Annotated in this window: 20 protein-coding genes and 1 tRNA gene; 10 read left to right on the top strand and 11 right to left on the bottom strand. The window is 70.8% G+C overall.

The genetic code is table 11. The features are described 5' to 3' along the window. A complete protein-coding gene (locus tag Q9R33_RS08620) occupies positions 1-540 on the bottom strand; it encodes an FHA domain-containing protein (protein WP_311293491.1) in 540 nt (179 codons plus the stop codon). Further along, positions 537-1,280 (bottom strand): DUF3662 and FHA domain-containing protein, encoded by a 744-nt coding sequence (locus Q9R33_RS08615; RefSeq protein WP_056365504.1) that lies wholly within the window; start codon positions 1,278-1,280, stop codon positions 537-539. Before Q9R33_RS08615 ends, Q9R33_RS08620 begins: the two co-directional genes overlap by 4 nt. Positions 1,281-1,440: 160 nt before the next feature. On the opposite strand from Q9R33_RS08615, the gene Q9R33_RS08610 reads away from it, so the two are divergent. Beyond that, positions 1,441-1,524, top strand: a tRNA-Leu gene (locus tag Q9R33_RS08610). A 61-nt stretch (positions 1,525-1,585) separates the two neighbouring features. On the opposite strand, the gene Q9R33_RS08605 is transcribed toward Q9R33_RS08610, so the two are convergent. Together Q9R33_RS08605 and Q9R33_RS08600 are read right to left on the bottom strand one after the other, a co-directional pair. Next, positions 1,586-2,077 carry a GNAT family N-acetyltransferase gene (locus tag Q9R33_RS08605; RefSeq protein ID WP_311293490.1) on the bottom strand — a complete coding sequence of 164 codons (492 nt, stop codon included), beginning with the start codon at positions 2,075-2,077 and terminating at the stop codon, positions 1,586-1,588. A 46-nt stretch (positions 2,078-2,123) separates the two neighbouring features. Continuing rightward, positions 2,124-2,756, bottom strand: coding sequence for a GntR family transcriptional regulator (locus tag Q9R33_RS08600; protein WP_056365501.1), 633 nt, complete (start codon positions 2,754-2,756; stop codon positions 2,124-2,126). Between the two features lie 374 nt (positions 2,757-3,130). Here Q9R33_RS08600 and Q9R33_RS08595 point away from each other — a divergent pair, with 374 nt between their 5' ends. Then, complete coding sequence (locus Q9R33_RS08595; protein WP_045302013.1) at positions 3,131-3,337, top strand: cold-shock protein; 207 nt, start codon at positions 3,131-3,133, stop codon at positions 3,335-3,337. Positions 3,338-3,428: 91 nt separating this feature from the next. Here the strand turns inward: Q9R33_RS08595 and Q9R33_RS08590 are convergent, their stop codons facing one another. From Q9R33_RS08590 to nucS, 6 genes are all read right to left on the bottom strand, one after another. Next, positions 3,429-5,519, bottom strand: coding sequence for a DUF2156 domain-containing protein (locus Q9R33_RS08590; protein ID WP_311293489.1), 2,091 nt, complete (start codon positions 5,517-5,519; stop codon positions 3,429-3,431). A gap of 35 nt (positions 5,520-5,554) precedes the next feature. Next, a complete protein-coding gene (locus Q9R33_RS08585) occupies positions 5,555-6,826 on the bottom strand; it encodes a hypothetical protein (RefSeq protein WP_311293488.1) in 1,272 nt (423 codons plus the stop codon). Then, on the bottom strand, positions 6,819-7,538 hold the full coding sequence (locus tag Q9R33_RS08580) for an HAD hydrolase-like protein (protein WP_056365489.1): 720 nt from the start codon (positions 7,536-7,538) through the stop codon (positions 6,819-6,821). Before Q9R33_RS08580 ends, Q9R33_RS08585 begins: the two co-directional genes overlap by 8 nt. 10 nt (positions 7,539-7,548) lie before the next feature. Then, positions 7,549-8,067, bottom strand: a complete 519-nt coding sequence (locus tag Q9R33_RS08575) for a MarR family winged helix-turn-helix transcriptional regulator (RefSeq protein ID WP_056365487.1) — start codon at positions 8,065-8,067, stop codon at positions 7,549-7,551. Between the two features lie 33 nt (positions 8,068-8,100). Then, positions 8,101-11,037 (bottom strand): glycosyl hydrolase, encoded by a 2,937-nt coding sequence (locus tag Q9R33_RS08570; protein ID WP_311293487.1) that lies wholly within the window; start codon positions 11,035-11,037, stop codon positions 8,101-8,103. A gap of 104 nt (positions 11,038-11,141) precedes the next feature. Then, on the bottom strand, positions 11,142-11,837 hold the full coding sequence (nucS, locus tag Q9R33_RS08565) for an endonuclease NucS (RefSeq protein ID WP_045302045.1): 696 nt from the start codon (positions 11,835-11,837) through the stop codon (positions 11,142-11,144). Between the two features lie 134 nt (positions 11,838-11,971). On the opposite strand from nucS, the gene Q9R33_RS08560 reads away from it, so the two are divergent. After that, on the top strand, positions 11,972-13,270 hold the full coding sequence (locus tag Q9R33_RS08560; protein WP_311293486.1) for a chromosome partitioning protein: 1,299 nt from the start codon (positions 11,972-11,974) through the stop codon (positions 13,268-13,270). A 30-nt stretch (positions 13,271-13,300) separates the two neighbouring features. On the opposite strand, the gene Q9R33_RS08555 is transcribed toward Q9R33_RS08560, so the two are convergent. Next, positions 13,301-14,530 carry an MFS transporter gene (locus tag Q9R33_RS08555; RefSeq protein WP_310244280.1) on the bottom strand — a complete coding sequence of 410 codons (1,230 nt, stop codon included), beginning with the start codon at positions 14,528-14,530 and terminating at the stop codon, positions 13,301-13,303. Between the two features lie 97 nt (positions 14,531-14,627). On the opposite strand from Q9R33_RS08555, the gene Q9R33_RS08550 reads away from it, so the two are divergent. The 7 genes from Q9R33_RS08550 (at position 14,628) to mnhG (ending at position 22,120) form a co-directional block, all read left to right on the top strand. Then, positions 14,628-15,695, top strand: a complete 1,068-nt coding sequence (locus Q9R33_RS08550) for a LacI family DNA-binding transcriptional regulator (RefSeq protein WP_311293485.1) — start codon at positions 14,628-14,630, stop codon at positions 15,693-15,695. Positions 15,696-15,849: 154 nt separating this feature from the next. Beyond that, positions 15,850-18,783, top strand: coding sequence for a Na+/H+ antiporter subunit A (locus tag Q9R33_RS08545; RefSeq protein WP_311293484.1), 2,934 nt, complete (start codon positions 15,850-15,852; stop codon positions 18,781-18,783). Then, a complete protein-coding gene (locus tag Q9R33_RS08540; protein ID WP_082496792.1) occupies positions 18,780-19,325 on the top strand; it encodes a Na(+)/H(+) antiporter subunit C in 546 nt (181 codons plus the stop codon). Before Q9R33_RS08545 ends, Q9R33_RS08540 begins: the two co-directional genes overlap by 4 nt. Then, a complete protein-coding gene (locus Q9R33_RS08535) occupies positions 19,322-20,905 on the top strand; it encodes a Na+/H+ antiporter subunit D (protein ID WP_310244292.1) in 1,584 nt (527 codons plus the stop codon). Before Q9R33_RS08540 ends, Q9R33_RS08535 begins: the two co-directional genes overlap by 4 nt. Then, on the top strand, positions 20,902-21,501 hold the full coding sequence (locus tag Q9R33_RS08530) for a Na+/H+ antiporter subunit E (RefSeq protein WP_082496791.1): 600 nt from the start codon (positions 20,902-20,904) through the stop codon (positions 21,499-21,501). The genes Q9R33_RS08535 and Q9R33_RS08530 overlap by 4 nt, the downstream gene beginning before the upstream one ends. Next, on the top strand, positions 21,498-21,764 hold the full coding sequence (locus Q9R33_RS08525; RefSeq protein ID WP_311293483.1) for a monovalent cation/H+ antiporter complex subunit F: 267 nt from the start codon (positions 21,498-21,500) through the stop codon (positions 21,762-21,764). Before Q9R33_RS08530 ends, Q9R33_RS08525 begins: the two co-directional genes overlap by 4 nt. Then, complete coding sequence (gene mnhG, locus Q9R33_RS08520; protein WP_311293482.1) at positions 21,764-22,120, top strand: monovalent cation/H(+) antiporter subunit G; 357 nt, start codon at positions 21,764-21,766, stop codon at positions 22,118-22,120. The genes Q9R33_RS08525 and mnhG overlap by 1 nt, the downstream gene beginning before the upstream one ends. The last annotated feature ends 3 nt before the right edge of the window (positions 22,121-22,123 follow it).

The following is a 22,123-nucleotide window of genomic DNA, read 5'->3' as shown; positions in this document are numbered from 1 at the left end:
CTACTTCCGCAGCTCGAACGTCGTCGCGCCGACCTTGATCGGGGCGCCGAGGTTCACGGGGACCGGGGCCGTCACGCGGGCACCGTCGTGCCACGTGCCGTTCGTCGAGTCGAGATCCTGGATCATCCACTGGTCGCCCCACAGCACCAGGCGTGCGTGGTGGCTCGACGTGTAGTCGTCGCGGACGACGAGTCCCGACTCGCTCGAGCGGCCGATCGTGAGCGGCTCGTTGCCCAGCGGGAGCTCGAGCCCGGTCTTGGGTCCGCTCGTGATGACGATGCGCGACGCGGTGGCGGTCGTGGCGGGTCCGCCGGGCTTGGCGACCGGAGCGGGCGCCGCCGGAGCGACGGGTCCGGTCACGGATGACGCGGCGGCAGCCGACGCCACGGGCGGGGCGGCTGCGGCGGCCGCAGCATCCGGCATCCGCCTCACCTTCACGCCGAACAGGTCGGCGCGCAGCGAGTAGACGACGGCGAAGACGAACGCCCACAGCAGCACCAGGAACCCGATGCGCAGCAGCAGCAGGGTGAGCTCGCTCATGCCAGCGGGCCCCTCTCGTGCGCGTCGAACGCCCGCGTGGCATCGTCGACGGATGCTGCGGGCCGCGGCGCGCTCGCCTGTGCGACGACGCGGAACACGATGTCGGTACGGCCGATGCGCACGGTCGAGTCGGGCGGGAGCGCCGCCTCGGTCACCTTGCGGCCGTCGAGCATCGTGCCGTTGGTCGAGCCCAGGTCGCGCACCATGGCGCGCTCGCCGTCCCACAGGATCTCGACGTGCTTGCGGCTGGTGCCGGAGTCGGCGACGGTGATGTCGGCGTCGCTGCCACGGCCGATGACCGTGCGCGACTTCGTCAGGGGGATGCGACGGCCTTCGACGTCCACGACGCCGCGCCACGAGACGCGGCCGCCCTGCGCCGTCGACGACTCGACGCGAAGGGTGCCGGTCGCCAGCTCCTCGTCGCGGCGGATCGCGATCGTCACCGGACCTGCGAACGAGTACCCCTGCGCCTTCGCGTGCGCATGGACGAGCGTGTCGAGCTCGTGCAGGAGCGCGTCGCCGAGCGCCGAGATGCGATCGTCGTCGGCGGGCGACAGGCGCACCGTGAACGTGTTCGGCGCGAGGATGCGGTCGCGGCTCACGACCGCCGCCTTCTTGTCGAGTTCGCTGCGCAGGGCCGATGCGATCTCGACAGGCTGAATGCCGCTGCGGAAGGTCTTGGCGAACGCGCTGTTGACTGCGCGCTCCAGACCTTTCTCGAAGCTGTCAAGTAGTCCCACGGAGCTCCTCTAGAGGGGGGTGCCGGTTGCTACATGCTAATTGCACACGCTGTACCCGTCATGGATCGTGCCCCCCCCGGACAGGAGAGTTCGGAAGGGGCCGCGACGCATGATATCCTCGGGAAGTTGAGTTTCGCGGGATCTCCGGATGCCGCGGCTCGCGCGAGTGGCGGAATAGGCAGACGCGCTGGCTTCAGGTGCCAGTGCCCGAAAGGGCGTGGGGGTTCAACTCCCCCCTCGCGCACAGCGCAGAAGAGGACTCCCGAGAGGGGGTCCTCTTCTTTTGTGCCCGCGCCGCCCGAAGGCTACGCGCCGTCGAGGGCGGGCGGGAGTGCGAAGACGATCTCTTCGATCTCGCGGCCGACGCCCGGGGCGAAGTCGACGTTGCGCGACACCTCGGTGAAGCCGACCTTCGTGAGCACGGCGATGGAGGCGGCATTGTGGGCGGCAACGCGGGCGAACAGCGGCCGGATGGGCTCGCGCGAGATGAGGTGGCGCACCGCCGCGGTGGCGACGCCCCGCCCCCACGCGTGACGAGCGATCCAGTAGGTGACCTCGCGGTCGCTGTCGACGGTGAAGGATGCCGCGGTCCCGGCGAATCCGCCGTTCTCCGTGACCACGAAGGAGAGGACGTCGGCCATCGCACGCTGCCGTTCGATCCACGCGTCGAAGGCCGCGCGGTCGTCCGGATCCTCCGCGGTGAATGCGGCCATCGTGATCGCCTCACGGTCGCGCATCATCTCGAAGACGGCGTCGAGGTCGTCATCGTCCAGGGGTCGCAGATCGATGTGGTTCACGCGCTTCACGGTAGCCGCGGCATCCGTCACCGAGGAAGGGCGGGTGTCAGTTCAGGCCGTGGATGCTGCGGAGCAGGGATTCGGCGCGGTCGGCCTCGCGGGAGGCGAACGCGCCGCGGAACTCCTCGTAGGCGGCGGTGCGGCCGATGGGGCATTCGATGAACGGCCGCCAGCCCACCATGTCGCGCCGGATGGCGAACTCGTACTCGCGGACGAACTGCAGGAGCGCGAAGTTGCCGCTCGCGCGGGTGACGACGGAGAAGAACGCGTGGCTGGCCGCGGCGAGAGCGTCGGGGTCGTCGGCGCGGGACGCCGCGATCACGTCGTCGAGCCGCTCCAGCGCGAGCTCCAGCGCGTCGGAATCCGCCCGCCGCGACGCCATGCGCACCGCGAGACCCATGTTGAACGCGACGAGCTCGACCGTGTCGCTCTGCTGGTTGGGGTGCGACACCCGCGTGTAGCGGTGGGGCGACACCTCCACCAGGCCGGCCCGCTCCAGTCGCTGCAGCGCCTCGCGCACCGGAGTGCGGGAGACGCCGAGCCATTCCGCCAGCTCCTGGTCGCGCAGCCGCGCGCCGGGGGCGAGCCGCCCGTCGAGGATCGCCTCGCCCAGGCGCGCGTACACCTCGTCTCCGAGGACGGCGCGGCTCGGCTCGAGCGGGACGAAGGGGGCACTCATGAGTGGCACCAGTGTACGCCGGAGGATTCACGTGCATAGACCCGCTTGAGCGCGCCTTGAGGAGGCCGTTGAGCGGGCCGCGGGACACCACCGGAACATGCGGAAACGCTGAGGAAACCGGCCTCGCTCTTGCACTGATATATCGGTACGATGTTCCCTGTCCACGTTACGACGTGGCCTATCCGGGGGGATCCGTCGACGCCCGGGCTTTCGAGCCAAGCTCAGCCCGGGCGGACGATGGTCCCTGTCTCGTCAACGGGCGCTCTGCAACATTTGTGTCACCTTCGCAACTGGGTCTCGCCGCGCGCCCGCCTGTTCACTACGTTGGATGCAATCGCCGCAATCGCGACGAGATCAACGAAGAACGGCAAGTAATGAGCACGCAGGGCACCGTCAAGTGGTTCAACTCGGAAAAGGGATTCGGCTTCATCGCTCCCGATGAGGGTGGCGCAGACGTCTTCGCGCACTACAGCGCAATCGAGTCGAGCGGGTACCGCTCCCTCGAGGAGAACCAGCGCGTCGAGTTCGAGATCGCGCAGGGACCCAAGGGCCTCCAGGCCGAGAACATCCGCCCGCTCTGAGCGGCGGACCGATCGTTTCACGCGGTCGAAGCCGCGGTATCCCATGGGTGGGTGCCGCGGCTTCGTCGCGCGCACCTGCGCCGACCGAGGCTCAGTCGCGGTCGCCGCGGACGAGTTCGAGTCCTGCCCCGGCGAACTGACGCAGGGTCGCGTCGGGGAGGAACGCTCGGGTGAGTGCTCCGCCGATGCGGGTGAGGTCGCTTTCGTCGCGGAACAGCAGGTACATGGTCTCGTACCGTGGGTGGAATTTCTCCTTGAAGCGGTGCAGCGACTGGAACCCGTAGACCGGTTCGAGCGCGTCGGCGAGCTTGTCGCTGAGCGCCGCGATCATTCCGGCGTCCGAGGGGTAGTCGTGGGCGAGCGGCGCTCCCGACAGTGACATGATCTCGGCGCCCTCGTCGGAGAACAGCCGCGCGGACGAGCCGATCAGGTACTCCATGACGGGGCCGAAGCCGCCGTCACGGCGGCGCATCAGGTCGAGCGTCCAGCCCCGGGCGACCTTCTGCGCGCCGTCTTCGCCGGGACCGTAGACCGGCAGCCAGGACAGGAACCCGTCGACGTCGCCGTTCGGGGCGAGCGCGAGGGCGAGGCGCACCTCGGGGTCTTCCGCCTCGACGAGGGTGCCGAGGGTGAACCCCATTTCGGGTAGCCCCTTCTCACCCACCCACATCTCCGAGATCGCGCGCAGCTGCTGCTGCACGCCCCACGACTCGTCCTTGAGGTGGGTCATCCGGAACGTCATCTCCTCGCGTCCGGCGCGGTTCAGCGATGAGCGCACCGAGTTCCACCGTTTGCCGGTGAACTCCAGGCCGGGAAGGTCGACGATGGTGTCGTCGGCGACGACCAGGCTGCGCCAGGTCGCGGGCACGGCGGCGCGGGTGGCCTCGTCGGCGCTGAAGAAGCACGGGATCAGGCCCGCTCGTTCGGCGTCGTGGATGAACTCCTCGACGGCTGCCGTGCGCGACGCCGCGGGTCCGATCGGGTCCGCGAGGGCGAGGGCGACACCGTTGCGGCGCTGGTAGGCGACGATGCTGTCGGTGGTGCGGGCGTAGCTGTTGCCCTCCCAGGTCGTCATCCACGACAGGGTGCCGCCGCCGTGGGTGTGCAGCATCCGTTTCACGTCGTCGACGACCGGTGCGGGCTGATGACCGATGCGGGACTTGCGGCGGGCGCGGAACGCGCGACGCACCCAGATCAGGTACACGAGCATGAGCAGCCACATCACGCCGCCCGCGAGGGCCAGCTCGGTCTCACCGTCGATCGTCGCCTCGACCTGCGCCTGCGAAGCGATGATGAACGCCGCGACGATGAGCATCGCGAACAGGATGTTGAGCACGGCGAGGATGATCGCGACGACCCAGGTCCACCGGCGCCCGCGGCGCAGCCCGTTGGCGACCACCAGGATCACGACCACGTCGATCGCGAGGTCGACGAAACCGCCCGACGCCGGCTCGGTCGGCCCGAACGGGCCGTCGGTGGGCACGAGGATCGTGATGATCTCCACCGCGCCCAGCACCAGCACCGCGATGAACGCGATGAGCCGCTGCTCACGCACCGTGGTGCGCTGGACGCGGAGCGAGCGATCCACGAACAGCACCAGGAGCACGGCGAGCAGGTGCTCGAGATCGGCCAGCGCACCCCAGAACAGCATCGCGATGAACACGAAGCCGAGCAGCACCAGCCAGCCCCGCACCCGCCAGGGCGGACGCAGAAGCCCGACCGCCGCCGCGATGCACGCCATCGTCCCGCCGGACGGGCCGACATCCAGCGCCGCCGCCTCAGCCTGCGCCCACCCCCACGGAAGCAGCGAGAGCACCCACAGCAGCAGCGCGGCCGCGAAGACCGCGAACAACTGCCCCACCCACAGATAGCCCAGCGCCGCGCGCCAGCCGCGACGCCACTCGAGGTACGCCATGCCCACGAACCCCGTGATCGTGAACACGTACACCCACGGCTGGTTCACGAAGAACGTCCCCGTCACCGGCGTCCACCACCGCCCGGCCTCCAGAGCCGGAAGCCCGTACGCGACGACATCGAACAGGTCCGAATCCTCGAACGGCCGCCACAACCCCTGCCAGATGACACCCGCCGCGAGGACCAGACCGATCATCGTCAGCGTCGCCGGAATCCGCCCCACCCCGGCCAGCACGCGGTTCGGTCTCTGAGTCGCCCCGTCGCTCATGGGCTTCACGATAGCGGGGGTCTTCCCGCTGTCGCTTATCCGAGCGGGCCGGTCTGGCGGGCGAATTCGGCGAGGGCCTTCGCGTCCTCGGCGTCGCGCATCGCACGTCGGGCGGCGTCGAGCGCGGCGACCGGGTCCTGCGCCTGGCGCGCCTGGGCGAGCTCGCTCTGGGCCGAGAGCAGCCGCGAGCGCGCGTCGGCCCCGGCACGCGAACGGGACACGGATGCCTCGGCCTGTGCCAGTGCGCCGCGCGCGGCGGCGAGGGTGCCCGGGAGGGCGGTGCGCGCGCCGCGCAGTCGCTGCTGCGAGGTGCGGGCGTCGCCGAGGGCGAGGTCGAGCCGGCTGCGCAGGCGCGCGATGGCGTCGACCGTGCGGGTGGGGTGGCGGGCAGCATCCGTCTCGATGCGGTTCAGCTCGCCGTCGATGGCGTGCAGCTCCGCGCCCAGCCGTGCGGCGTCGGCGGCGTCGAGGTGCTCGCGCGTGACGGAGGCCTGGCGCAGCGCCGTGCGCGCCGACGCGATCTCGTCGGGCACGGCCTGCGCCGCCTGCAGCACGAGGCGGTGGGTCTCCTCGAGGTTGCGGGCGTCCGCCTCCGCCTGGCGGAGCGCCCGTTCGGCGGCGGCGAGATTGGGGAGGGCGCTCAGCGACGGGTCGCCCGCACGGGTCGCGGCGGCGTCGAGGTGACGTTCGGCGGCGGTCACCTCGGACAGTGCGGCGTGCGCCGAGCGCGAGGCATCCCGCCATTCCTCCTCGGCGAAGCGCGACGACAGCTCGGCGACGAGCGCGGCCGGATCGCCCATCGACGCGCGCAGTCCGGCGAGACGGCGGCGGGCGGCGTCGATCTGCCCGGCCGCCGACACGTTCGCGGTGACCCACGCGCCGTGCTCGTGGCGGGCGGCGGCGACCGTCGCGAGTGCCTCGCCCGTGCGGCGCTCGATCCGCGCGGAGACGCGGCGCACCTCGTGCGGGCCGACGGCCGGGTCGCTGATCGCGCGGTACTCCTCGAAGGCGTCGTCACGCACGTGCTGCGCCGTGAGGCGTGCCCGCCGCAGCGAGGCGGGGGCGTCCCCGCCGTAGAGGGCGCCCGAGAGGCCGACCTCGAGGTCGAGCTCGCCGACCTCGTCGTCGAGCTTCACGAGCGTCGCGCCCGCCTTCGCTCTCGCCTGCTCGGCGGCGGCGCGGGCTCGCGGGGAGCGACGCGCGCGGCGTACCGCCCACACGATGGCGGCGACGGCGATGGCCGTCACGCCGAACACGACCAGGGCCGGCACGAGCCACCCCAGGATCGCGGCGGCGAGCTCAGGCATCGGCGACGCCGGCGGTCGCGGCCGCAGTCTCGTCGGGGTGCTCGCCGAACAGCAGCAGGGCGCGGAGCTGGTCGACGTCGTCGACGACCGCCTGCGCGCCCTCGGACTCGTGCGGCCAGCTGAAGCCCCACCGGACGAAGATCACCGGCACGCCCTGCGCCGCGCCGCCCTCGACGTCGTGGTGCCGGTCGCCCACGAGCACCGGACGGCTCGTGTCGACGCCCGCGGCCGCGAGGCGCCGCAGCGCTTCGGCGACGATGTCGGACTTCGCGCTGAGCGTCTTCTCGTCCGGCGTCGCGCCGACGATCGCGGTGAGCGAGGTCGACAGGTCGAAGTGGTCCATGAGGGCGACGACCTGCACCTCGGGCTTCGAGCTCGCGGTGGCCTGCGGGATGCCGCAGGCCGCGACATCCGTGATCAGCTCACCCACTCCGGGGAAGAGCTTGGCGCCCGTCGTGTACCCGTCCGCCTTGCCGAGCGTGCGGTAGAAGGCGACGGCCTCGGCCGACTGCTCGGGCGTCATGCCGACGTTCACCTGGAACGACTGGTACATCGGCGGGCCGATCCAGTGCACGAGCTCGGCGCGGGTCGGCGGGCGCTTGCCGAAATGCTCGAGGGCGATCGTGAGGCGACGGAGGATGCCGTCGGACGCGTCGACGATCGTTCCGTCGACGTCCCACAGCACACAGGTCCACGGCGATCGGCTCGGCATAGGGACCAGCCTATGCGGAGGCGGCCCTGCGCTCCGAGACGGAGCGGTGCACGCGGGCGAGGCGCGCCATCATGCGCCGCAGATCCTCGATCTCGGCCGGGGACCAGTCGGCGAGCACCGTGCTCATGTTCGACTCGGCCGTCGACATGATGCGCTCGCCGATGCGGCGGCCTTCGTCGGTGAGCGCGACGAGCACACCGCGGTCGTCATCGGGCGCCGCAACGCGCACCACGAGGCCCGCGCTCACGAGGCGGCCGACGATCTTGCTCATGTTCGTCGCGGTCTGCCCGAGCGCCAGCGACAGATCGACGGGCCGCATCGCGCCGTTGTACGACAACTGGTTGACGACGAGGAACATGCCCATGTCGTCCACCGGGAACGCGACCCGCGCCATGACGTCGCGGCGCACGCCGGTGCTGTCGGCCCAGTGCACGATAGAGGCGAGCGACAGCCGGAGGTCGAGCGGGTCGGGCGCGATGACCGGGCTCAGGTCTGCAGAGGCGTCGGTGTCGACGTCACCTCTGGCCATCGCCTGCTCGTTCCTCTCGCTCGGTCCCGGTCGTCACTCCTCGCGCAGCAGTCGGACCGGGCCGAGAAGTCCGTACTCGCGCAGGACCGCGTGCTGCATGTGCTCCTCGCCGGTCAGCTGCGCGCCGATGTCGGGGATGCGCTCATAGTATCCACGGGCGCGGAGCCGGTTGTTCAGCGAACTCGAGACGCGGACGGTGATCGCATTGTCACCGGGACGGATGCTGCCGCTGACGTCGACGACCGGGTGCGCGGTGTCGAACCCGCGCTCGGGACCGTCGCCGACACGCACAGACCCGAGCCCGCCGCCGGTCGAGCCGAGATCGAGGAGGAATCGCGCGCCGTCCGCGACCTCGGCGACCGAGAGGACGGCGGTGTACTCGCCGACGCCGGAGACCTCGGCGCCGACGCCCGAGATCGCCGACCACGGTGCGAGCTCGATGGTGCCGGCGTCGAGCCGCGTCACGGCGGTCGTCGGGCGCACCTCGCGAGAGACGTAGCCGAGGCCGCGGTCCTCCTCGAGCACTTCGGGCTCGCCGGCGTCCCAGCTCTCGACGACGAGGCGCCACGCCTCGGCCCGGGCGACCTCGGTGACGGCCGGGGTGGGCGAGTCCGCAGCATCCGTCGTCTTGTCCAGCACCACGATCGCGACCTCGCCGGGCGCGAGCGTGAGCGCGACCACGGTCCGGTCGTCATCGCGCTGCGCGCCGCGGTGCGGACGCAGCTCGCCGGTCCAGGCGTCGAGGCGGTGCACCGCACCGGTGCCCTCCAGGCAGATGCGCACCGTGGTGGGCTCGGTCGTCTCGTAGAGGAAGTGGTACGCGTACAGGACCGCAAGGCCGTCGTCCTCCCGCAGGTGCGTCAGCACGTGCGGATCGTCGGACTCGAAGCGCGCACGGCCGCCGGCGCCGAGCTCGTCGAGGGCGGTCACGACGCCGGAGGGCGCGGCGACGCGGACCCCCGGCATCCCTCGCAGCTCCGCCATGATGGCGGCGAGCTCGTCGTCGCGTCCGTCGAGACCGGGGGTGCGCGCCGCCGCGGTCTCGTGCGTGGTGTGGCGCCCCTCCATCAGCGACTGCACCTCGCGGGCGCCGTCGACGACCACGAGTCGCAGGCCCCGCTGCGCCCACGCGAGCAGGTGCGCGGCGACGTCGGGGTCGAGGGTCTCCTGGTACACGACCAGCGCGCGGTAGCCGGGGCCGGAAGGCTGCACCTCGTCGCCGTCGAACAGGACGTCGTCGCGCAGCAGCAGGGACCCGTCGAAGAATTCGTAGGTGATGCCGGCGTCCTGCATGCCGAGGTCCTGCCACCAGAAGTTGTCGCGGTCGCGCATCCACATGGTGCCGTAGGCGACCTCGTCGGGGATGCGCTCGCCGCCGTCGCCGGTCAGCGAGAGCCCGACGAGGTTGTCGGTGAAGTGGTCGGTGCGGAGGATGCCGACGTCGATCCGCGGGCGGCCGCGTCGGAGCGCATACTGCAGTCGGCCGATGGCGGCGGTCCAGAGGGGGTAGAACTCGGAGCCCGGCTGGCGCGTGTCGAAGCGCTCGGAGAACATCGGCCACATGCCCTCGTGGCCCGGCCACTCGGTCACGCCCTCGGCGCCGGCAGGGCTGGCCCACCCGTGCAGCACGGTCTTGGTGATGCCGGCGGCCAGCTGCGTCGCGATGATCTGGTCGTAGAAGCGGTGGTCGAGCATGTGGTTGCGGGTGGTCGCGCCGGTCTCGGACGAGTACTGCTTGCCGAACAGGTGCGCGGGGCCGGCGAGCAGCCGGTAGGCATCGATCTGCGCGCCGAACTCCAGCGACTCCGTCTCGATGCCGTCGACCTCCGGGCCGGGGCGGGTCAGCTCGAACGGCAGCCCGTAGCTGATCTCGGCGCGCAGGGTCATGCCGACGCCGTGCAGGAACTCCGCGAACGGCCGCAGCATGTTCTCGATGTACAGGTCGGTGAACGTGACCACGAGGTCGTGGCGCACCTTGTCGACCGTGATGCGGTCGGCGTCGTCGGCGGGCTGGTGGTGGTAGAGCGTCGAGACCGCCATGAACGGCACGTCGCGCGTGAGGAAGGGCAGCCACGGCACCACGTCGTAGCCGCGGCGGGCGCGGAACTCGTCGACGACCGTGTGGCCCCAGAAGAGCCCGCCGGCGCCGAACGTCGACAGCTCGAGCGAGTCCATGTACATCTGCGCACGGGGGTTCTGCGCGATCTGCGCGCGCAGCTCGGGGGTGAGCACGACCTCGTCCCAGTAGGCGATCACGGCGTCGACGCCGTCGCGGTCGATGTAGTTGACGGTGTAGTTGACGGATGCCGAGGGCTCCGCGGTCTGACCGGTCCCGTGCAGCCAGTAGAAGAAGACACGCCAGTCGCCGTCGCCGTCCGGCGCCGTCCACTCCAGGGTGTCGTCGGTGACGGATGCCGTCAGCTCGGTGAGCGACGAGGCATCCAGCACCCCCGCGTCGGCGTCGATGACCCTGGCCGCGACGACGGCGACGAGGTGCTGGTCGCGGACCGTGCCGCGCTCACCGGGAAGGTGGCGGGCAGCGGCGGGTGCCGCGAGGTCGATCCGGAGGAGCGGGCCGGAGCGGCGCTCACCCGGGGCGAGCGTCTCGGACGCCACGTCGAGCTCCTGCGCGGCGGCGCGGTCGTCGGGCGTGATCGTCGGGAGGTTGGCGTTGGACCAGTTGGTGCCCGACGTGAAGCTCACCGACATGCCGCGGCGGGTGGTCTCCTCGACCACGACCTGCGAATCGTGCACCCACTCCTCGGAGCCCCAGCCGTAGCGCGCGTGGTCGATCGCGCCCTCGTCCATGGCGAGGAACTCCATGCCGCCGAAGCCGAGGCGATGCGCGTCGTCGATCTCGCGTCTGAGCGTCGCGTCGCTGTGCAGGCCCTCGGCGAGCCACCAGCGCAGCTCGGGTCGGAATTCGATGGCAGGTTCGGCGATCTCACGCCGGAAGTCGTCGAGCGTCATTGCTGCAGCATCCGTTCGGGTAAGTACTGTCCTCGCGACAGTATGTACCGTCCCCACGACACGACACAAGACCCCGCCGCAAACGGGGAGGCCGCGCGGAGGGTTCAGAACAGGCGCGGGGCGCCGGACTCGATGCCCTTCATGCCCTCGTAGTCGAGGGTGACGCAACGGATGCCGCGGTCCGCGGCCAGCACCTTGGCCTGGGGTTTGATCTCCTGGGCGGCGAAGACGCCGGTGACCGGGGCGAGGTGCGGGTCGCGGCCGAGCAGTTCGAGGTAGCGCGTGAGCTGCTCGACGCCGTCGATGTCGCCGCGGCGCTTGACCTCGACGGCGATCGTGCCGCCTTCGGGGTCGCGCAGCAGGAGGTCGACCGGGCCGATCGCGGTCGGGAACTCGCGGCGAACCAGCGTCAGGTTCTCGCCGATGACATCGACCTGCTCGGCGAGGAGGCGCTGCAGGTCGGCCTCGACGCCGTCCTTCTGCAGGCCCGGGTCGATGCCGAGCTCGTGCGACGAGTCGTGGATGACCTCGTAGATGCGCACGAGCAGCGCGTCACCGGTCTTCGCGTGCGTCACGCGCCAGTGCTCGAGCACGCCGGCGGACGCCGACTCCTCATCGGGCACCTCGACGTCGAGCCGGCACGGCGGGCTCATCCAGTTGAGCGGCTTGTACGAGCCGCCGTCGGAGTGCACCAGCAGCGACCCGTCGCCCTTGTGCACCAGCAGGCGCGTGGCGAGGGGAAGGTGGGCGTTGAGCCGCCCGGTGTAGTCGACGGAGCAGCGGGCGATGACAAGACGCACCCGACGAGCCTAGCCGCCTGCGTCAGCTTGCCCGCAGGCTCGTCGGATAGCCTTTGCCCTCGTCGCCTGCGCCTCGCCGCGCGGCCCTCAGACCCCGGCCCCCCACGCCACCCCTTTCGTCCGGAGAAGAACCGATGAACTCACGTCTGCCCGACGCGACCGTCCACATCCTGTCCAGCACCGTCGCCGAGCTCCACGTCGGCAGCGACGTGGCAGAGGTCGTCGCCCCCGACAGCCTCGCGCTGCGCGACCGCGTGGTCGAGGAGATCCGTCAGCTCGCCGCATCCGCCGGCGAACCGGCGCACGCGACCCTCGTCGAGGGCTCGTCGCGCTGGCCGCTCGTGGTCCACCCGGACGGCACGTACGACGAGGCGCTCGAGGAAGCGGCCGTGGAGCCGGCGCCGGCGCCCGCTCCCGCCCCAGTGTCGGCCCTCCCGGTCACGGCGCCCACGCCGGTTCCCGCCGTGCCGACGCTCGCGCCGGTCGCGGAGGACATCGCGCGGCCGACCGTGCAGGATCTGCTCGACTCGCGCGGCGGCGGAGGCCGCCCCCGGGCGACCACGGGCTGGCAGGGCGCCGTGCGGCGCGCGACCGGCGGCCTGATCTCGCCGGCGCCGGGCCGTGTCGAGCGTTCGCGCCTCGACCGCGAGAAGCGGGTGCAGCGCCGACTCGACGCCCCCCGCACGATCGTCGTGCTCAACCCCAAGGGCGGCGCACACAAGACGACGAGCACCCTGCTGCTGGCCGCCACCTTCGGCACGCTGCGTGGCGGAGCGACGCTCGCGTGGGACAACAACGAGACCCGCGGCACGCTCGGCTGGCGCGCGCAGCACGCGCCGCACCACCGCACCGCCGTCGACCTGCTCGAGGACCTCGACGAGGCCTCGAACTTCCGCGGGTCCAGCCTCGCGGCGCTCGACCACTACGTCCGCACGCAGGTCGACGCCCGCTTCGACGTGCTCGCCTCGGACGAGGATGCCGCGGCATCCTCGACGATCGACGCGGCGGCGTTCGACCGGCTCCACGCCCTCCTGCGCCGCTACTACCGCCTGATGATCGTCGACACCGGCAACAACATGCGTGCCTCGAACTGGGTCGCGGCCGTCGCCGCCGCGGACCAGCTCGTGATCGTGTCGACCGTGCGCGAAGACACCGCGGCCAGCGCCGCGTGGCTGCTGGACGGCCTGCGCGAGAAGGGCTTCGGCAGGAAGATCGACGAGGCGGTCACCGTGCTCACGGCCCCGTCCTCCCGCCCCGACCGCAAGCTCGAGTCCCGCCTGTCGCAGCACTTCGAGCAGGTGACGTCGGCGGTCGTGAACGCTCCGTTCGATCCGTCGCTCGTCGACGGCGGCCCGATCGACTTCGACGCGCTGTCGCCCGAGACCCGCGACGCGTGGCTCACCGTCGCCGCGACCGTGGCCGACCGGCTCTGATCTGAGCCGACCGCCGGCGTCGGCGCCGCCTCAGTGGTGGGCGTGGCCAGCGCCGACCTTCGAGCCGGCGATCGGCTTCGCGGCGCCGGAGGCGAGACCCGACATCGCGATGAGGGCGACGATGATCCACAGGGTCGGCAGGATGCCGATCTCGTGGCTGATCCAGCCGAGGATCGGCGGGCCGCACAGGAACGCCAGGTACCCGATGGTCGCGGCGGCCGAGACCGATGCCGCCGCCTTCTTCGGGTCGTCCGCCGCCGCGGACATGCCGAGGGGGAAGCCGAGCGATGCGCCCGCGCCCCACAGCGCGATGCCGATGAAGGCGATCGGCAGGTTCGGCGCGAGGATGAACATGACCAGGCCCACGCCCGCCGCGATCGACAGGATGCGCAGCGACCACACGCGGCCGATCCGGTCCACGAGCGGGCCGCCGAGGATGCGGAACGTCGTCATCGCGACCGAGAACACCGTCAGCGCGATCGCGCCGACCGCCTCGGTCTGGTCGTGGCCGTCGACCATCGCGATCGTGAGCCAGTCGTTGGCGCTGCCCTCGGCGAACGCCATGCCGAGCATGATCGCGCCGATCGCGTAGGTGCGCGGGTCGCGCCAGACCGCCGCGATCTCGGCGAAGCGCTCGCGGCGCGTGACGCTCGTCGCGGGGTCGTCGTGCATGCTCTCGCGCACGGGGACGGCGCCGAGCGACAGCAGTCCCGCAACGGCGACGAGAAGTCCGGCGGCGCCGAGGTGCCAGCCCACGCCGATCCCCAGGGCGGCCATCGCCACGCCGAGCCCGGCGCCCGCGACGGTGCCGAGGCTGAAGAAGGCGTGGAACAGCGGCATGAGCGTGCGCTCGAATGCCTGCTCCACCGCGGCCGCCTCGACGTTCATCATGACGTCGGTGGCGCTCATTCCGAGGCCCATGAGCCCGAGACCGATGGCGGCGACGACGTACGACTGCACGAACTCCACGCCGACGCCTGCCACCACGACGCCGAGCGCGAACGTGATGATCGTCGCGAACATCCCGCGCCGCGCCCCCCAGCGCGCCACGATCACGTTGGCCAGCGAGAGGCCCACGATCGACGTGACGCCCGAGACGAACAGCAGGACACCGACCTGGAGGTCGTTGATGCCCAGGTCGTTCTTCACCGCCGGCAGTCGCGACGCCCACGACGCGAAGCCGACTCCCATGATGAGGAAGATCGTGAAGATCGCGGTGCGCCAGGCGACCAGCTGCCGACGGGTGAGCGCGGTATCCATCCGCACATGCTACCGAATCGATTCGACCGGGGCTGAACGGGCCCTGGCCGAATCGATTCGACATCACGTATCCGCGACGGGATACGATCGTGACAGCATGAGCCGTCAGGACACCGGCACCCGCCGCGCCACGATCTCGGACGTCGCCCGCGAGGCAGGCGTCTCGCCGTCGACCGCCTCCGTGGTGTTCAGCGGCAAGACGCCCGTGTCGGACGCGACCCGCCGCCGCGTGCTCGACGCGGCCTCCGCCCTCGGCTACACCGGCCCCGATCCCCGCGCCGCCTCGCTGCGCCGCGGCCGCTCGGGCATCGTCGGCGTGGTGTTCGAAGAGCACCTGGGCACCGCGTTCCTCGACCCCGTGAAGACGCTCATGATGGACGGCCTCGCCGACGCCGTCACCCCGCTCGGCGCGGGGCTGCTGCTCCTGCGCGACCACGAGCCCACCGGAAGCGGCCCCTCGCTCACCACCGCCCCGCTCGACGCCGCCGTGCTCATCGGCTGCAGCGGCCTGCTGCGCGAGTCGCTCGAGACCGTCAAGGCACGCGGCATCCCGGTCGTCGTCATCGAGGGGGATGCCGGCGACGACGTGCCGCGCATCGGCCTCGACAATCGCGAGGCCCAGCGCCAGGCCGCGAGCCACCTGCGCGCGCTCGGGCACCGCGAGATCGCCATCGTGACCCTGCCGGCCCGCGTGGACTGGCAGCGGGGCTGGCTGCACGACGACACCGCGGTCACCGTGGACGTCACCCGCGAGCGGCTCGCCGGCGCCCTCGACGTGTTCCCCGACGCCACCGCCTACGCCGCCGCGGGCAGCTTCATCGACGAGGGGTTCGCGGCCGGCCGCGAGATCTTCGCCGACCCCGACCGCCGGCCGACCGCCGTCATCGCGCAGAGCGACCTGCTCGCCGCCGGAGTGATCCGCGCAGCGGAGGAGGCCGGGCTGCGCGTGCCGGAGGACGTGAGCGTCACCGGCTTCGACGGCATCGTCGTCGACGGCCTCGCTCCGTACGAGCTGACCACCCTCGTGCAGCCCGCCACCGACAAGGGCCGTGCCGCAGGCGCCGCCGTCGCCGCGATGCTGGAGGGCACCCCCGCGGCGTCGATCCGGTTCACCTGCACCTTCCGTGAGGGCAACACCACAGGGCCGGCACCCGCGCTCGCCTGAGACCCGCTCGAACGCCCTTGACCGACGGCGATGTATGCCGCCCGGGCGATCGGGTGCGACGCGCCCGTTAGGATGGTTGCTGACACCCCGATCGCCTGGGCTTTGCGCAGTCCTCCTCTGACTTGCGCCTGCCGACGACCCCGAGGAGGCCCGAATGCTCCTCGTTCTCGGCGCGTTCGCGGTGGTCCCGATCCTCCTCCCATGGCTCGTGGCGCGTATCGGCGCCCGCGCGTTCTACATCGCGGCGATCCTCCCCATCACGGGCTTCGTCTACGCCGCAGTGCTCACCCCGCAGGTGCTCGCGGGTGACATTCCGTTCGAGACATACGCCTGGATCCCGCCGCTCGGGATCGACCTCTCGATGCGGATGGACACGCTGTCGTGGCTCATGACGCTGGTCGTCACCGGCGTGGGCGCGCTCGTGATGATCTACTGCCGCTGGTACTTCCGCGGCAAGAAGGAGAACCTCGGGCAGTTCGCGGCGGTGCTGCTCGCGTTCGCGGGGGCGATGTACGGGCTCGTCCTGACGGACGACCTCGTCGTCCTCGTGATGTTCTGGGAGGTCACCAGCGTCCTGTCGTACCTCCTCATCGGGTACTACAACAAGCGCGCGGCGAGCCGTCGTGCCGCGCTCCAGGCGCTTCTCGTGACGACTCTCGGCGGACTGGTCATGCTGATCGGCGTCGTGCTGCTCGTGGTCGATGCCGGGACGTCGAGCATCTCGACGATCCTCGCCGAGGCCCCCACGGGCCCGATCGTCGACGCCGCGCTCGTGATGATCCTCGTCGGCGCGCTCAGCAAGTCGGCGATCTTCCCCTTCCACTTCTGGCTCCCCGGCGCCATGGCCGCGCCGACCCCGGTGAGCGCCTACCTGCATGCGGCGGCCATGGTGAAGGCGGGCATCTACCTCATCGCCCGCTTCGCGCCCGTCTTCGCGATCGCCCCGCCGTGGCGGCCGATCGTGATCGCGCTGGGCGTCTTCACCATGCTGCTCGGCGGCTTCCAGGCGCTGCGCGAGACCGACCTCAAGCGCGTGCTCGCCTTCGGCACCGTGAGCCAGCTCGGCCTTCTGACCGTCGTGCTCGGCTACGGGACGAGGGATGCTGCGCTGGCAGGTCTCGCGCTGCTCTTGAGTCACGCTCTCTTCAAGTCGGCGCTGTTCCTCGTGGTGGGCGTCATCGACCGCCAGCTGTCCACCCGTGACCTGACCGAGCTCTCGGGCGTCGGTCGTCAGGCGCCGGTCATGGCGACGTTCTCGATCATCGCCGTCGCGTCGATGATCGGCATCATCCCCACCATCGGCTTCGTGGCCAAGGAGGGCGCCCTCGCGGCGCTGCTGCACGAAGCTCTCGGCGGTGCCGTGTGGGGGATCGTGGCGCTGGTCGGAATCGCCCTCGGCTCCGTGCTGACCGCGGGGTACGGCATCCGTTTCCTCTGGGGTGCGTTCTCGACGAAGCGCGCGGCGAACGGCGACCGCATGCCCGACACGGAATGGCCGGACCCGCCGATCGGATTCCTCGTGGCGCCGATCGTGCTCTCGGGGCTCACCGTCATCGCCGGAGCCGCCGCACCCTGGCTCGACAAGGCGTTCGCGCCGTACGCCGATCAGGCGCCGGTCTCGACGCCCGGTGTGCCGGCGCCCGCGCACCCCGCTCACCTCGCCCTCTGGCACGGGCTCGAGCCGGCGCTGTGGATCTCGCTCGCGACGATCGCGATCGGCGTGTTCGTGTTCTGGCTGACGCGGGGCTGGCGTCCCGCCAAGCGCCTGCTGCCGTTCACCGCAGCCGAGGTCTACAACGGCGCGCTGCGTGTCATCGCGCGCCTGTCGGTCGTCACGACGAGCCTCACGCAGCGCGGTTCGCTGCCGGTCTACGTCGGAACGATCTTCGTGGTGTTCGTCGCGGCTGAAGCGACCGCGCTGCTCGCGAGCGACGACTGGCAGGCGAAGCTCGACGCCTACCAGACACCCACGCAGCTGCTCGTCGCGCCCATCATGATCGCGGCCGGACTCATCGCGATCCGTGCGCGCAAGCGGTACACGGGCGTCGTGCTGGTGTCGGTGACCGGCCTCGGCATGGTGCTGCTGTTCGCGACGAGCGGCGCGCCCGACCTCGCGCTCACCCAGATCCTCGTCGAGACGGTGACGCTCGTCGCGTTCGCACTCGTGCTTCGCCGGATCCCGTCGCGGCTGGGCGAGCACAACGCGTCGGTGTGGCCGGTCGCGCGCGCGGTGCTGGGTGCGGCGGTCGGCATCACGATGGCGCTCGTCGCGATCGTGGCCACCAGTGCCCGCGTCGAGAAGCCGATCTCGGACGCGTTCCCCGACCTCGCCTACGAGCTGGGGCACGGCAAGAACGTGGTGAACGTCGCCCTCGTCGACCTGCGCGGCTGGGACACCATGGGCGAGTTGTCGGTGCTGATCCTCGCGGCGACGGGTGTGGCATCCCTCGTCTTCGTCACCCACCGCGCCGACACGCTGTCGCGTGCGATCTCGTCGCTGCCCACCGGAGCCACGCGTGCCCGTCGGCCCCTCGTCGAGACTTCCGACGGACTCCGCCAGCGCGGCGACGAGCGTGGCAGCGGTCGCATGGCGTGGCTCGTCGGCGGCCAGCGCGTGCGGCCCGAGAACCGCTCGATCATGCTCGAAGTGATCGTGCGGATCCTCTTCCACACGATCATCATCGTGTCGCTGTACCTGCTCTTCGCGGGTCACAACCTGCCCGGCGGCGGGTTCGCCGGCGGCCTCGTCGCGGGCATGGCGCTCGTCATGCGCTACATCGCGGGCGGCCGCTATGAGCTCGGCGCCGCTGCACCGACCGACGCCGGACGCCTGCTGGGAACGGGCATGACCATCGCCGTCGCTTGTGCGATCGTGCCCGTGTTCTTCGGCGACCAGCCGCTCACGAGCTACTTCTGGGAGGGGGACGTGCCGATGCTCGGCCACGTGGAGTTCGTCACCTCGACACTGTTCGACATCGGCGTCTACCTCGTGGTCATCGGGCTCGTGCTCGACGTGCTGCGCAGCCTCGGCGCCGAGGTCGACCGCCAGGCGCAGGAAGCGCGCGAGCAGGGGGTGAGCGTGCCGTGAACGCCTCGCTCGTCCTCATCATCGTGATGGCGGTGCTCTACGCCTGCGGCGTGTACGCCATGCTCGAGCGCAGCCTCACGCGCGTGCTCATCGGGTTCCTGCTGCTCGGCAACGCGACGAACCTGCTGCTGCTCATCGTCATGGGAGCCCCGGGCGTCGCGCCGTTCTTCGGCTCGGCACCCGTCGACGAGATGTCGGACCCGCTCCCGCAGGCGCTCACGCTCACCGCCATCGTCATCACCTTCGCCGTCTCGGCGTTCCTCCTGGCCCTCATCTACCGGTCGTGGCAGCTCGGCCAGGCCGACACCGTGGCGGACGACGAGGCCGACCTCGAAGTGCGCGAGCGCGCCGCCGAGGCCGAGGAGACGATGGACGAGGAGACCGAGATCGAGGACGCCGACGACGACGCGACCACCGACTTCGTCGGGACCGACACCGCGCCGATCACGATCCTCGGCGCGCGCGACTTCGCGGGCCTCCGCGATGACGCCCCGGTGGACCGCCCCTCCCCGGATCCGCAGGATCGGGGTGACGACGCATGACCCAGATCGCGCCCGCCCTCGTCCCTCTGCTCGTCACGCTGCCCCTGCTCGGCGCCGCCATCGCGCTCATCGCAGGCCGGCACCGCAAGACCCAGGTCGTGGTGTCGGTCGTCACCCTGAGCGCCGTCACCGTCATCGCGGCGATCCTCCTGTATGTCGTCGACACCGGCGACCAGCCGATCGCGGTGTCTGTCGGCGGCTGGCCGATCCCGTTCGGCATCGTGCTCTACGTCGACCGGCTCGCGGCCCTCCTCGTGGTGGTGTCGAGCATCGTGCTGCTCGCGGTCCTCCTGTTCTCCGTCGGTCAGGGAGCCGCCGACGGCGACGACGACACGCCGGTCTCGATCTTCCACCCGTCGTACCTGATCCTCGGTGCGGGCATCTTCAACGCGTTCATCGCCGGCGACCTCTTCAACCTGTACGTCGGCTTCGAGATCCTGCTGGTCGCCTCGTACGTGCTCATCACGCTCGGCTCGACCGAGTCGCGCATCCGCACCGGCGTCGTCTACATCGTCGTGTCGCTGGTGTCGTCGATCCTCTTCCTCGCCGCGATCGCCATGATCTACGGTGCCCTGGGCACGGTGAACATGGTGCAGATCTCCGAGCGCATGGGCGAGCTGCCGCAGGAGACGCAGCTCATCCTGCACCTCATGCTGCTGCTCGCGTTCAGCATCAAGGCGGCCGTCTTCCCGCTGTCGTTCTGGCTGCCCGACTCGTACCCGACCGCTCCGGCGCCCGTCACCGCGGTGTTCGCCGGATTGCTGACCAAGGTCGGCGTCTATGCGATCATCCGCACCGAGACCGAGCTGTTCCTCGACAACGACGTGAACCAGCTGCTGATGTGGGTGGCGCTGGCGACCATGATCGTGGGGGTGCTCGGCGCCGTCGCCCAGGCCGAGCTGAAACGGATCCTGTCGTTCACGCTCGTGAGCCACATCGGCTACATGATCTTCGGGCTCGCGATCGCGACGCCCGCCGCGATCGGCGCGACGATCTACTACATGGTCCACCACATCGTGGTGCAGACGACCCTGTTCCTCGCCGTCGGCCTCGTCGAGCGCCGCGCGGGCTCGACCTCGATCCTGCGGGTCAAGGGCCTCATGAAGGCGGCCCCCGTGATCGCGGTGCTGTACTTCATCCCCGCGATCAACCTGGGGGGTCTGCCACCGTTCTCGGGCTTCATCGGCAAGTTCGCGCTGTTCGATGCCGCCGCGCAGGTCGGCACGCCGATCATGATGGTGCTGATGGTGGGCGGCATCCTCACCAGCCTCCTCACGCTCTACGCCCTCATGCGCGCGTGGAACCTCTCGTTCTGGCGTGAGGACGAGGACTCGGCCGAGACCGAGGCCCGCATCTCGTACCTGGGTTCGGCGCCTGCGGCCGGCATCGAGACCGAGCGTCGCGTCATCCCGAAGATCATGACCGCGGCGACCACCGGCATGGTGGCCATCACGGTCGCGCTCACCATCTTCGCCGGACCGCTGTACGACGTCTGCACGCGCATCGGCGAGGCGCTGCTGCAGCCGGTCTCGCTGACGCAGCTCGAAGACGACGCCGCGGGAACGGAGAAGGCGCCGTGAGCCCCGACCTGCCCCAGAGCCGGCTTCGTCGCGGATTCGCGACCGCGTGGCGGCAGCTGCCCTTCTTCGTGTGGCTCATCGCCCTGTGGATGCTGCTGTGGGGCCAGTTCACGTGGCTCGCATTTCTCACCGGACTCGCTGCGGCGCTCGTCGTGACGCGCGTCTTCCGCCTGCCGCCGGTGGAGCTGTCGGGTCGCGTGAACCTGTGGTGGGGCCTCGTCTTCGTCGTCGAATTCCTCCTCGCGGTCGTGCAGGGCTCACTCACCGTGGCATGGCAGGTGCTCGACTTCCGCCGCCGGCCCGGGGCCGCGATCATCGCCGCTCAGCTGGTCACCGACGACGACCTGATCATGACGCACACCGCGGTCACAGCATCCCTCATTCCGGGATCCCTCATCGTCGACACCGATCGCGACCGGCGCATCCTGTACCTGCACGTCATCGGCGTGCGCGACGACGCCGACGTCGAGAAGCAGCGCGCGAGCGTGCATCACTGGGAGGAGCGCATCGTGCGCGCCGTGGGCTCGCACGCGCAGCTGCAGGCGATGCGCGACGCCGCGCCCCACGGCACGGTGGATCGAGGAGGTGCCCGATGAACATCCTGCTGCTCGCGATCTACGTGATCTTCGCGGTCGCGGCGCTGCTCACGCTGTGGCGCATCGTCATCGGACCGTCGATCCTCGACCGAGCCGTGGCATCCGATGTTCTCCTCACGCTCGTGATGTGCGTGCTCGGTGCCGAGATGGCGATCAACCACCACACGCGCACGCTCCCGGTGCTGCTCATCATCGCCGCCGTCGGCGTGTTCGGATCGATCTCGATCGCCCGGTTCGTCGCGAGAAGGGACCAGGACCGCTGATGGACGCCATGCTCGATCTCGCCGCCGTGATCCTGATCCTCATCGGCGCGCTGCTGTGCCTGACCGCCGCGATCGGCGTGCTGCGGTTCCGGGATGTGCCGACCCGCCTGCACGCCGCGACCAAGCCGCAGGTGCTCGGGCTCATCCTGATCTGCCTCGCGATCGCGGTGTCGCTGCGGTCGTGGCCGGTCGTCGCCTTCCTGGTGCCGGTCGTGCTCATCCAGCTGGCCACCGCCCCGCTCTCGGCGCACATGGTGGGACGCCAGGCCTACCGCAACGGCACCGTCGACGAGACCGGCCTGTACGTCGACGAGCTCGCCGAATCCAAGCGCACTCCGCCCGCCTCGGGCGGCTGACGC

This window comes from Microbacterium sp. PRC9, from assembly GCF_031844125.1.
Classification (GTDB): Bacteria; Actinomycetota; Actinomycetes; order Actinomycetales; family Microbacteriaceae; genus Microbacterium.
This window is presented reverse-complemented; position numbering and strand designations above follow the sequence as displayed.

Excerpts from the sequence above, each read along its gene's own strand:
- mnhG (WP_311293482.1), top strand. The coding sequence starts at position 21,764 with ATGGACGCCATGCTCGATCTCGCCGCCGTGATCCTGATCCTCATCGGC.
- Q9R33_RS08595 (WP_045302013.1), top strand. The coding sequence starts at position 3,131 with ATGAGCACGCAGGGCACCGTCAAGTGGTTCAACTCGGAAAAGGGATTC.
- Q9R33_RS08620 (WP_311293491.1), bottom strand. The coding sequence starts at position 540 with ATGAGCGAGCTCACCCTGCTGCTGCTGCGCATCGGGTTCCTGGTGCTG.
- Q9R33_RS08535 (WP_310244292.1), top strand. The coding sequence starts at position 19,322 with ATGACCCAGATCGCGCCCGCCCTCGTCCCTCTGCTCGTCACGCTGCCC.
- Q9R33_RS08545 (WP_311293484.1), top strand. The coding sequence starts at position 15,850 with ATGCTCCTCGTTCTCGGCGCGTTCGCGGTGGTCCCGATCCTCCTCCCA.
- Q9R33_RS08560 (WP_311293486.1), top strand. The coding sequence starts at position 11,972 with ATGAACTCACGTCTGCCCGACGCGACCGTCCACATCCTGTCCAGCACC.
- Q9R33_RS08585 (WP_311293488.1), bottom strand. The coding sequence starts at position 6,826 with ATGCCTGAGCTCGCCGCCGCGATCCTGGGGTGGCTCGTGCCGGCCCTG.
- Q9R33_RS08555 (WP_310244280.1), bottom strand. The coding sequence starts at position 14,530 with ATGGATACCGCGCTCACCCGTCGGCAGCTGGTCGCCTGGCGCACCGCG.
- Q9R33_RS08590 (WP_311293489.1), bottom strand. The coding sequence starts at position 5,519 with ATGAGCGACGGGGCGACTCAGAGACCGAACCGCGTGCTGGCCGGGGTG.
- Q9R33_RS08600 (WP_056365501.1), bottom strand. The coding sequence starts at position 2,756 with ATGAGTGCCCCCTTCGTCCCGCTCGAGCCGAGCCGCGCCGTCCTCGGA.
- Q9R33_RS08570 (WP_311293487.1), bottom strand. The coding sequence starts at position 11,037 with ATGACGCTCGACGACTTCCGGCGTGAGATCGCCGAACCTGCCATCGAA.
- Q9R33_RS08550 (WP_311293485.1), top strand. The coding sequence starts at position 14,628 with ATGAGCCGTCAGGACACCGGCACCCGCCGCGCCACGATCTCGGACGTC.
- Q9R33_RS08575 (WP_056365487.1), bottom strand. The coding sequence starts at position 8,067 with ATGGCCAGAGGTGACGTCGACACCGACGCCTCTGCAGACCTGAGCCCG.
- Q9R33_RS08525 (WP_311293483.1), top strand. The coding sequence starts at position 21,498 with ATGAACATCCTGCTGCTCGCGATCTACGTGATCTTCGCGGTCGCGGCG.
- Q9R33_RS08580 (WP_056365489.1), bottom strand. The coding sequence starts at position 7,538 with ATGCCGAGCCGATCGCCGTGGACCTGTGTGCTGTGGGACGTCGACGGA.